Genomic DNA, 9,743 nt, shown 5'->3' on the forward strand with positions numbered 1-9,743 from the left:
GTGGAGCCGGTTGGGCCGGGACCGGCGTGCCGGGCGCTCCGCCGGTCAGGCGCCACGCCGGAGGATCGCGGGCAGTGTCCTGACGGTCAGCAGGATCCGGCCCAGGCCGGCCAGCACGGCGGGGGCCACGGGCCACGGCGGTGCCTCGGTCAGGTGGGTGACGGCGGCGAGCATCGAGAGGTCGAGCACGAGCAGCCCGAACGCCGCCGCGACGACCGCCGGGCGGGCCGGCCGGTAGGCGAGCCGCGCCCGGGCCACGAGCAGCAGCGTGGCCGCGACCGCGAGCAGCGCCAGGCCGTAGCCGAGTTTGACGGCCAGCGGGATCGGCCAGGTCCGGACGTCGAGGGTGAGCAGGGCAGCGCCCCAGACCAGGGCCATGACGGGGCCGGTGGCCAGCAGGGTCAGGGCGGCGCGGCGCCACGGCGACTCGCGCAGGAACGCGGCCGTGACCGTGTCGGCATCGCCGAACTCGGCGATCGCGGCCCGCGCGGCCCGCTCGGGGTCGCCGTCGAGGCCGAGCCGCGTCTCGTACGCCTGCCAGAGCCCGTCGGCCAGCTCGTCCACCGCGTCGGCCGGCAGCCGCGCCGCGAGCAGCTCCAGCTGGGCGGTGATCAGCTCGTGGCCGGCCACGGCCGGGCTCCCATCGCGGCCGTGACCGCGCTCGCGAACTCCTGCCAGCCGGCCCGCTCCCCGCTGAGCGCGGTGCGTCCGGCCTCGGTCAGCTCGTAGGCGCGCCGCCGCCGCCCGCCGACCACCGACCAGCTGCCGGAGATCAGGCCGGCGCGCTCCAGCCGGTGCAGCGCCGGGTAGACGGTGCCGGTGGGCAGGTCGATGCGGCCACCGGTGGAATCGCGGAGCGCCTCCTTGACCGCGTAGCCGTGCCGCGGCCCGTCTTCGAGCGCGGCCAGCAGCAACCCGTCGAGGTGGCCTTTGAGCGTCTCTGCCCTCATAGGTAGCAACGCTATATCGGGCCCTTCCCATCGGCAACGCCCGGAGTGGCGTCGCTACACCTGGCAACGCTTCGCATGGAGCCGGCCACGGGTCAGCTCTGCCGTTCGGTGGGCTCCTCGCCCGCCTCCCCAGGCCGTCGCGCCTGAGGCGCCGGCACGACGGCGACGGGGCAGGAGGCGTGCTCGGCCATCGCGCGGACGACCGTGCCCAGGTTGCCGTGGCGGTGCCGGCCGCGGTCCGCTCCGACGACGACGAGGCTCGCCCCGTCCGACGCGGCGACCAGGACCTCCCTGGCCGCGCCGACGATGGCGCGCGGCTCGGTCACGACCTCGGGGAACCTCTCGCGCCACGGTGCCAGGCGCTCCTTCACCCGTTCCCGTGCCGCCTGGGTGAAGACCTCGGCGTCGGGCAGCGGGGCCATCGCCACGCCCCACGCCAAGGCGGGCGGGCGCATGGCGTGCACGGCCACCAGCCGCAGCTGCCGCAGGGCGGCCTCGCCGAAGGCGAACTCCAGCGCCTCGTCGGGCGTGGCCGGGCTCAAGCCCAGCACCACGGGACCGGGGTTCACCGGCTTCGGGAGCGGGCCGGGACCGCGCACCACGATCACCGGGGCGCTCGCATGGGCCGCGACGTGGGCGGTGACGGAGCCGACCACCGACCGGGCCAGCGCGCCGAGGCCGCGGCAACCGATCACGAGCAGCTCGGCGCCCGAGGACAGCTCGACGAGCCGTTCGGCGGGCGAGCCCTCGTACAGGTCGGCGATGACGTCGGTGATCGTGCTGGACGAGCGCGCGCACTCGGCGCCGTGGTGGAGCACGTGTTCGGCCGCCTTGCGCAGGTGCTGCTTGGCCTCCTCGGACGCCTCGCCGTACGGCCAGCGCCACGCGTGGGTGAGCGTCAGCGGCAGCTTGCGCAGCTCGCACTCGTCGATCGCCCAGTCCAGGGCCTGCATGGAGAAGTCCGAGCCGTCGTAACCGAGGACGACTCCGAGTGGATCGGTCATGGGTCCCACCTCGAATCCGGGTAGCGGCGGGTCGTCATCCCGCTATCCCCGCGCCCGATCGCCGGCCACGACGCGGAAGACCGGGATCCGCGCCGCGACGCGTTCGATGCAGGCTCCCGGTCACGGTGCCCTTCATGGTCGTGCGCTCCCCTCGCGGGCTCGACGGTCAGCTGAGATGCGTGAGCCTGTCCTGGTACTCCTCGGTGGAGATCTCGCCGCGTGCGTAGCGCTCGGCGAGCACGTCCCGCGCTCGTTCGGTTCCGGTGCGCTCGGGTGGCGGGCCGGTGCGCGTGCCGGAGACGGCGCGCGCGACGAGCCACACCACCAGGGCGATCAGGCCGATCCAGACCAGCATCATGAAACCTCCCCAGAGCCATCCGAACCCGTTGCCCCACATGTGTCCCCATCCGTCCCAAGGGCCGCCGGGAGTCAGGACCGTGTGCATGTTGACCTCCTCGTTCGAGGTGTCCGCTTACTCTCAGGATCGCAACCGGGCGGGAAGGGCGATACGGGCCAAGGTCCCCGTCGTTCGGGACCTTCGGGCACGGTCACGGGTGCTCAGCCCGCCCAGGCGCACAGCCCCATGCGGCGCCCGTGGTGGCGCAGCCGGTCCAGCGACTCCTTCTCCAGCTCCCGCACCCACTGGCCGGTCAGGCCCACCCGCTCGGCGACCTGGGAGCGGGTGTGCCGGGCGTGGCCGTCGAGGCCGTACCTCAGTCTGAGGATCAGGGCCTGGCGCGGCGCCAGCCCGCCCATCAGCGAGCCGAGCACGTCGCGCAGGGCCTGGCCTTCCACGTGTTGCTCGGGTGTGGGGCCGCGCACGTCCTCCATCAGGTCGCCGAGCCTCGACGGAGGCTGCCCCTCCCTCACGACCGTGTCCAGGCTGACGCACTCACGCGGCAGCGTCCGCAGCGCGGAGATCTTCCTCTCGTCCTGCCCGGTCTCCTCTGCCACCTCGTGCCACGTGGGCTCGCGGCCGAGCCGGTGCGTGAGCGTGGCCTCGGCGCGGGCGATCCCGGCGAGCCGGTCGCGCACGCCGGTCGGCAGCCGCACGGCCGGGACCTGTTCCAGGCCCTGATGGATCGCCTTGCGGATCCACCAGGTGGCGCAGGTGGAGAACCTGGTGCCACGGGTGTGGTCGAAGCGCTCGACGGCCTGGATGAGGCCGAGGTTGCCGTCCTGGATTACGTCGGCGAGGGACAGGCCGCGGTGGGCGTAGCGTTTGGCGATCGACACCACCAGCCGCAGGTTCGCGCGGATCATGTGGTCTCGCGCGGCCCGCCCGTCGGCCACCACGGCTTCGAGGCCGGGCCGGACGACGCCCTCCTTGACGAGGTGCGCGGCGTAGACCCCGGCCTCGATCCGCCGGGCCAGCTCGATCTCCTCCCGGGCGGTGAGCAACGGCGTCACGCCGATCTGGACCAGGTAGTCAGCGGCTTCTCCGGTCAACACGGTCGCTCCCCCGTTCTGCCATCGGATGTTCACCTTCACCATGACGCCCGATCGCGTCCGGCGATCGTGGCCGAGGTCCCGCGTCCTGGTGACCTTCGCCCTCACTCGCGGCGAGCGCGCGGCGAGCGATCCGCCGGCGGCGCGGGCACGGGTGATCGGTCAGCGCGTGGCGTTCCGCCACCGTGTCACGACGGCGATCGCCAGGACGCCCGCGACCGTCCAGCCCGCGAGCACGGCGAGGTCCGTCCACGGCCACGGCCGACCGGCCGGATCCAGCGCGGCCAGCAGGGCGAGGGCGGTGTGCTTGACGGGGAAGAGGTCGCCGATCGTGCGCAGCCCGGCGGGCAGGGTCCCGCCGACCACGAACACCTCCGAGACGAAGGCGAGCAGGAGGAACGTGCTCAGCGTGATCGCGTTCGCCGTGACTCCCTTGGAGACCAGCGTGGCGACCAGCGCGCCCAGCACCGAGAAGCAGGCGACCCCCAGCACGATCGCCACCAGGGCCCCGGGGAGCATGCCGGGCCGCACCTCCGCGCCGAAGCCGAACACCGCCACCGCGACCAGGACGACGGAGGCGGCCAGGGTCACGCAGAGCCCGGTGGCCGCCACGCCCGTGTAGTAGGCCCACCGGGGCAGCGGCGTGCCCGCCAGCCGCTTGACGATCCCCCGGTCCTTGTCGGTGCTGATCGACTCGGCCAGGTTGACGTAGCCGGCGATCCCGATCACATAGGTGATCATGGAGGCGATCATGAACTGCGCGAGCCGTACCCCTTGCATCCGCACGTCGCCGAAGACCAGTGAGATCAGCACGAGGATCAGCACCGGCAGGATCGCGGTGAAGAACGCGGTGGCCGGGTCACGGCGCAGCCGCGAGAGCGCGTGCGCCACCTGGGCGCGCACCAGCCGCACCGCCGTCGGCCGCCCGCCCGGCGGCTCCAGTCGCCCGGCCGACGGCTCCGGCCGGGCGCTGGGAACCGGGCCGGCCGCTTGAGAGGTCCGAAGCGGGCCGGTCGGGCCGGTCGGGCCGGTCGGCTGGACCGGGCGCGTCAGGCCGGTCGGGCGGGTGCGGCGGGTGCGGCGGGCTCTGGCCGCGGCGAGCCACTCCGGCCGTGGTTCCCACTCGAAGCGCCAGAGCGCCACAGCGGCGCCGGCGATCCCCCACGCGGCGAGCACGGCCAGGTGGTCACCGTGGAACCCCGCTCCGGTCAGGAACGGGTTGAGGTCGTCGCCGACGGCGTTGGCGAAGTGCCGCAGCGGGAAGATCCAGCCGATGACGTCCAGCCAGCGGGGCAGCGGGGCGTCCTGCAGGAAGATGTCGGAGACGAAGGCCAGCGCGACCAGCAGTCCGGTGCCGACCATCTGCACCGCCGTCCCGCGCACCAGGGCCACCAGCGCGAAGCCGAGCGCGGTGAAGCACGCGGCTCCCACCAGCAGGGTCAGGGCCAGCGCGGCCAGCGTCCGCCCCACGAGCCGCAGGTCGTAGAAGATCATCCCGGTGCCGAGCAGGAGCACGACGGTGACCAGCGACACCACCAGAGCGGCCCCGGCCAGGCCGGAGACCACCGCCCAGGCCGGCACGGGGGTGCCGCGCAACCGCTTCAGGTAGCCGCGGTCGCGCAGGTCGGCCAGGTGGATCGCGAGCGCGCCGAAGCACGCCTGGGCGATGCCGAACACCGCCAGCACCGGGATGACGAACTGCATCACCCGGACCCCCGACCGGGCCTCGATCACGGCGTTGCCCACCCCGGCCCCCAGGATCACCATCATCATCATCGGCAGCGCGATGGTGAAGACGGCGGCGATCGGGGCCCGGAAGAACGACACGGTCTCGTGCCGGACGAGGCCGAGCACCAGCCGCGCGTTCATGTCAGCACCTCACCGGCGGGCTTCTCGCCGGTGAGCTCCAGGTAGACGTCCTCCAGGGTGGGCCGTGTCACCGTCAGGGAGTCCAGCTCCACCCCGCGTTCGAGCGCCCACCCGGTGAGGGTGTGCATGTCGTGCGCGGGCCTCGATGTCCGTACGGCGATGGCCGCGCCGTGCGCCTCGACCTCCCCGGCCAGGGCCGGCAGGTCGGCGACCACGGTGGCCGGCGGCAGCCGGAAGGCCAGCACGCTGCCCTGGTCGCCGGAGACGCCGAGAGCCTCGGGCGTGCCGAGGGCCACGAGCCTGCCCTGTTTGAGCACCGCCACCCGGTCGGCCAGGCGCTGGGCCTCGTCCATGTAGTGCGTGGTGAGCAGGATCGTGGTGCCCGACGAGCGCAGCCCGTCGACCAGCTCCCACGCGCGGTGCCGGGCCGACGGGTCGAATCCGGTCGTGGGCTCGTCCAGGAACAGCAGCTCCGGCCTGCCCACGAGCCCCAGCGCCAGGTCGAGGCGGCGGCGCTGGCCGCCCGACAGGGTGCGCACCCGGGCGTCCCGTTTGTCCTTCAGCCCGACCTGCTCGATCACCTCGTCGGGATCGCGGCCGTGCGGGTAGAACCCGGAGAACAGCCGCACGGACTCGGCGACGCTGAACTCGTCCTCGAACCCGGCCTCCTGCAGCACGATGCCGATCCGCTCGCGGTAGTCACGGCCGCCGGTCGCCGGGTCGAACCCGAGCACCGACACCGTCCCGCCGTCGCGGTCGCGATGCCCTTCCAGGATCTCCACCACCGTCGTCTTGCCGGCGCCGTTCGGACCGAGCAGGGCGAACACCTCGCCGGGCTCGACGGTGAAGGTGACCCCGTCGACCGCCCGGACCGAGCCGTAGTGCTTGCGTAAGTCTTCGACGATGACCGCGGGCATGGGTGTCACCTCGGCTTCACTCCCGGGGAGTCCGTCTCCCCTCTCACCGTCACAGGTCCGCGCGCACGGGAAGCCGGGGCGAAGGTCACGTCCTTCCTGTCATTGGTCCTGATTTGCAGGTCTCATACCCCCCCGGGTATGGTGAAGGCATGGAACTGAACGAGGCCATGCTCGGAGACGCTGTGACACGACTGCGTCGCGCACAGGGACAGCTCACCGGAGTCATCTCGATGATCGAGGCGGGCGAGGACTGCACGAAGGTGCTCACCCAGCTGGCCGCGGTCTCCAAGGCGCTCGACCGGGCCGGGTTCAAGATCGTCGCGACCGGCCTGCGACACTGCCATGCCGCCCAGGAGCGCGGCGAGCAGCCGCCGATGAGCGCGGCCGAGCTGGAGAAGTTGTTCCTGGCGCTCGCGTAGACGGGCAACGGGCGGGCGAGAGTCCGCCCACTTTTTTACCATCTCTATACCCCCCGGGGTATTTTTCCCAAGGAAGGGCGCTCCATGGATGTCATCTCTTTCCGCACGGACGGGCTGGGCGACCAGACCCATCTGCTCGTCCACGAGGGCAGGGCGATCCTCATCGACCCGCAGCGCGACATCGACCGGTTCCTCCGCGTCGCGGAAGAGCGCGACCTGGAGCTTCGCTTCGTGCTGGAGACCCACCTCCACAACGACTACGTCTCCGGCGGCGAGCAGGCCGCGCTCCGCACCCGTGCCGAGCTGGTGCTGCCGGCGGCGGCCGCGGCGGCCTACCGGCACACGCCCGCCTTCCACCTGGAGGACATCGAGGCCGGCCACGGCCTGACCATCCGGCCCATCCACACGCCCGGCCACACCCCCGAGCACACCAGCTATCTGATGCTGGTGGACGGCGAACCGGTCGCCGTCTTCTCCGGCGGCAGCCTGCTCGTGGCCTCCGCCGGCCGTCCCGACCTGCTGGGGCCCGAGCGGGCGCGCTCGCTGGCCAGGCTGCAGCACGGCTCGCTGCGCCGGCTGGCGAAGCTGCCCCGTGAGGTGGGCCTGTTCCCCACGCACGGCGAGGGCTCGTTCTGCACCACGACCGGCGCGGGGCGCCACACCTCCACCATCGGAGCCGAGCTGGACGGCAACCCGATGGTGGGCATCGGCGAGGTCGAGGAGTTCGCCGACCGGCTGCTCGCCGCCCCCCTGCCCATCCCCGCCTTCTACCGTCACATGGGCCCGGCCAACATCCTGGGCGTGCCTCCCATGCCCCAGGTCACCGCCCCCGACCTGTCCCCGGCCGACGTGCCGCCGGACACGCAGGTGGTCGACATCCGGCCCCGCGCGACCCAGGCCGCGGGCATGCTGCCCGGCTCGCTGGGCATCGAGCTCAACACCGACTTCGGCAGCTGGGCCGGCTGGCTGCTGCCGTACCAGGCGCCGATCGCGCTGGTCGCCGAGCCCGGCCAGGACACCTCCGAGGCGATCACCCAACTGGCCAGGATCGGCATCGACACCGTCCGCGGGATCATCCGTGATCTGGGCGAATCCGCCACCCAGCGCTTCACGGTCGCCGGCCTGCCCGACTTCCTGACCCGGCTCGCGCAGCCGGGAGCCCAGCTGCTCGACGTGCGCATGCCCACGGAGCGGGAGGAGGCCCGGGTGGCCGGCGCGGTCGAGCGATTCGTGGCCGACCTGGTCACCGAGGGCCTGCCGGCCGGGCTCGACAAGGAGCGGCCGGTGCTCGTGGCCTGCGCGACGGGCAGGCGGGCGACCATCGCGGCCACCATGCTGGCCCGCGAGGGGCACCAGCCGGTCGTGCTGGACGGCGCCGGCATCGCGGACGTCGCCACCGCCCTCCGCGCGGGCAACGCGACCTGACCCACGACCACGCGGTCACCCATACCGCATCACGCGATACAGGACCGGCCCCCATCCATGGCCCGGACCAGACCACGCGTGACGACCAACACCACATCCCCCATCCATGACCCACGATTCACCACGGAACAGGAGACACCACGTGGACCGCACATCGCTCATCGGCGTCGACGCCATGCGCTCGCTCGTCGCCACCAACCCCGACGTACTCGTCGTCGACGTCCGCACCCCGGCGGAGTTCGGCACCGCGCACATCCCCGGCGCGCTCAACCTGCCGCTGGACCAGGTCGACGCCCATCTGCGGCGCATCGTCACCGACGCCGGCGGCACGATGGTGCTGATCTGCCAGGCCGGCGGGCGCGCGGCCAAGGCGCGGGAGGCGCTGGAAGGCGCGGGCCTGACCGACGTCGCCGTGCTCGACGGGGGCATGAACGCCTGGATCGCGGCCGGCGCACCGGTCAACCGGGGCCGGCAGAAGTGGAGCCTGGAGCGTCAGGTCCGCCTCACGGCGGGAGGCATCGTGCTCGCCTCCGTCGTGGCCGGCGCCTGGGTGCCCGCGGCGACGATCGTGGCCGGACTGGTCGGAGCCGGGCTGACCATCGCGGCCCTCACCGACACCTGCGCCATGGGCATGCTGCTGGCCCGGCTCCCCTACAACCGGGGCGGCGGCGTGGACGTCGACGCGACCATCGCGCAGCTGGGCCGATGCCCCGCGAAATCATGACCTCCACATACCCCTGGGGGTATTGAGATGATCGTCGTCACTCTCGCGGCCGCCGTCGCGGTCGGCGTGACCCTGGGCCTGTTCGGAGGCGGCGGCTCGATCCTGACCGTGCCCCTGCTGATCTACCTGGCCGGGCTCCCGGCCAAGACGGCCATCGCGGTCTCACTGTTCGTGGTGGCCGTCACCAGCCTGGCCGCCGCCGTCGGTCACGCCCGAGCCGGGCGGATCCGGTGGCGGACCGGGCTGATCTTCGGGCTGGCCGGCATGGCGGGCGCCTACGGGGGCGGGCTGCTCGGGCCGCACCTGCCCGAATCGCTGCTCCTGGCCGGCTTCGCCATCATGATGTCGGCCACCGCGATCGCCATGATCCGGGGTCGCCGCACCCGGGAACCCCGGCGGCCCGGCTCCGACCTGCCCCTCGCCCACGTGGTCGTGGAGGGGGTGGCCGTCGGGGTGGTCACGGGACTGGTCGGCGCCGGCGGCGGCTTCCTGGTGGTCCCCGCGCTGGTCCTGCTCGGCGGCCTGCCGATGGGCATCGCCGTGGGAACCTCGCTGCTGGTCATCGCGATGAAGTCGCTGGCGGGCCTGGCCGGCTACCTGCAGAGCGTCACGATCGACTGGTCGCTGGCGCTGCCGGTGGCCGCCGCCGCCGTGGCCGGGGGCCTGCTCGGCGGCACGCTGGCCGGGCGGATCGACGGCGACCGGCTGCGCCGCGCCTTCGGCTGGTTCGTCCTGGCCATGGGGTCCTTCATGCTCGTCCAGCAGGCGCCCCCGCCGCTCGTCGCGGCCCTCGCGGGCCTCGCGGGGCTCGGCGTCCTGGCCATCCTGACCTGCCGGGTCCGGACACGGTGTGATCGAGGTGCCAAAGACAATGACCCGGAACTGAAAGGGGGCCGTCATGGCCACCACCACCGACCCCGTCATGAAAGCGGACTCGGGCGCGATGACGCGCCGCCGCCCCGTCGACTACGTCTGGGCGATCGCCC

10 protein-coding genes and 1 pseudogene are annotated in these 9,743 nt (G+C 73.1%); 4 read left to right on the plus strand and 7 right to left on the minus strand.

Going from position 1 to position 9,743, the window contains the following annotated elements:
• Window positions 1-45 precede the first annotated feature (45 nt).
• The 7 genes from AB0C16_RS35470 to AB0C16_RS35500 all read right to left on the minus strand — a co-directional run bounded on the left by AB0C16_RS35470 (window position 46) and on the right by AB0C16_RS35500 (window position 6,189).
• Window positions 46-630: a hypothetical protein gene (locus tag AB0C16_RS35470; RefSeq protein WP_357689702.1), complete on the minus strand. Its 585-nt coding sequence runs from the start codon at window positions 628-630 to the stop codon at window positions 46-48.
• Window positions 612-950: a helix-turn-helix transcriptional regulator gene (locus AB0C16_RS35475; protein WP_357689704.1), complete on the minus strand. Its 339-nt coding sequence runs from the start codon at window positions 948-950 to the stop codon at window positions 612-614. The genes AB0C16_RS35470 and AB0C16_RS35475 overlap by 19 nt, the downstream gene beginning before the upstream one ends.
• A 92-nt stretch (window positions 951-1,042) precedes the next feature.
• Window positions 1,043-1,954 (minus strand): universal stress protein, encoded by a 912-nt coding sequence (locus tag AB0C16_RS35480; RefSeq protein WP_357689706.1) that lies wholly within the window; start codon window positions 1,952-1,954, stop codon window positions 1,043-1,045.
• Window positions 1,955-2,120: 166 nt separating this feature from the next.
• A complete protein-coding gene (locus tag AB0C16_RS35485; protein ID WP_357689708.1) occupies window positions 2,121-2,399 on the minus strand; it encodes an SHOCT domain-containing protein in 279 nt (92 codons plus the stop codon).
• A gap of 113 nt (window positions 2,400-2,512) precedes the next feature.
• Window positions 2,513-3,406: a sigma-70 family RNA polymerase sigma factor gene (locus tag AB0C16_RS35490; protein ID WP_357689710.1), complete on the minus strand. Its 894-nt coding sequence runs from the start codon at window positions 3,404-3,406 to the stop codon at window positions 2,513-2,515.
• Window positions 3,407-3,565: 159 nt separating this feature from the next.
• On the minus strand, window positions 3,566-5,272 hold the full coding sequence (locus AB0C16_RS35495) for an ABC transporter permease (protein WP_357689712.1): 1,707 nt from the start codon (window positions 5,270-5,272) through the stop codon (window positions 3,566-3,568).
• Complete coding sequence (locus AB0C16_RS35500) at window positions 5,269-6,189, minus strand: ABC transporter ATP-binding protein (protein ID WP_357689714.1); 921 nt, start codon at window positions 6,187-6,189, stop codon at window positions 5,269-5,271. The genes AB0C16_RS35495 and AB0C16_RS35500 overlap by 4 nt, the downstream gene beginning before the upstream one ends.
• A gap of 149 nt (window positions 6,190-6,338) precedes the next feature.
• On the opposite strand from AB0C16_RS35500, the gene AB0C16_RS35505 reads away from it, so the two are divergent.
• The 4 genes and pseudogenes from AB0C16_RS35505 to AB0C16_RS35520 form a co-directional block, all read left to right on the plus strand.
• A complete protein-coding gene (locus AB0C16_RS35505; RefSeq protein ID WP_357689716.1) occupies window positions 6,339-6,608 on the plus strand; it encodes a metal-sensitive transcriptional regulator in 270 nt (89 codons plus the stop codon).
• Window positions 6,609-6,692: 84 nt separating this feature from the next.
• Window positions 6,693-8,033, plus strand: a complete 1,341-nt coding sequence (locus AB0C16_RS35510) for an MBL fold metallo-hydrolase (RefSeq protein WP_357689718.1) — start codon at window positions 6,693-6,695, stop codon at window positions 8,031-8,033.
• A gap of 175 nt (window positions 8,034-8,208) precedes the next feature.
• On the plus strand, window positions 8,209-8,757 hold the full coding sequence (locus AB0C16_RS35515; protein WP_357689719.1) for a rhodanese-like domain-containing protein: 549 nt from the start codon (window positions 8,209-8,211) through the stop codon (window positions 8,755-8,757).
• A gap of 27 nt (window positions 8,758-8,784) precedes the next feature.
• Window positions 8,785-9,528, plus strand: a pseudogene (locus AB0C16_RS35520) (sulfite exporter TauE/SafE family protein); the annotation flags it as partial.
• Window positions 9,529-9,743 lie beyond the last annotated feature (215 nt).

This window comes from Nonomuraea sp. NPDC048916 (genome assembly GCF_040649575.1).
Classification (GTDB): Bacteria; Actinomycetota; Actinomycetes; order Streptosporangiales; family Streptosporangiaceae; genus Nonomuraea.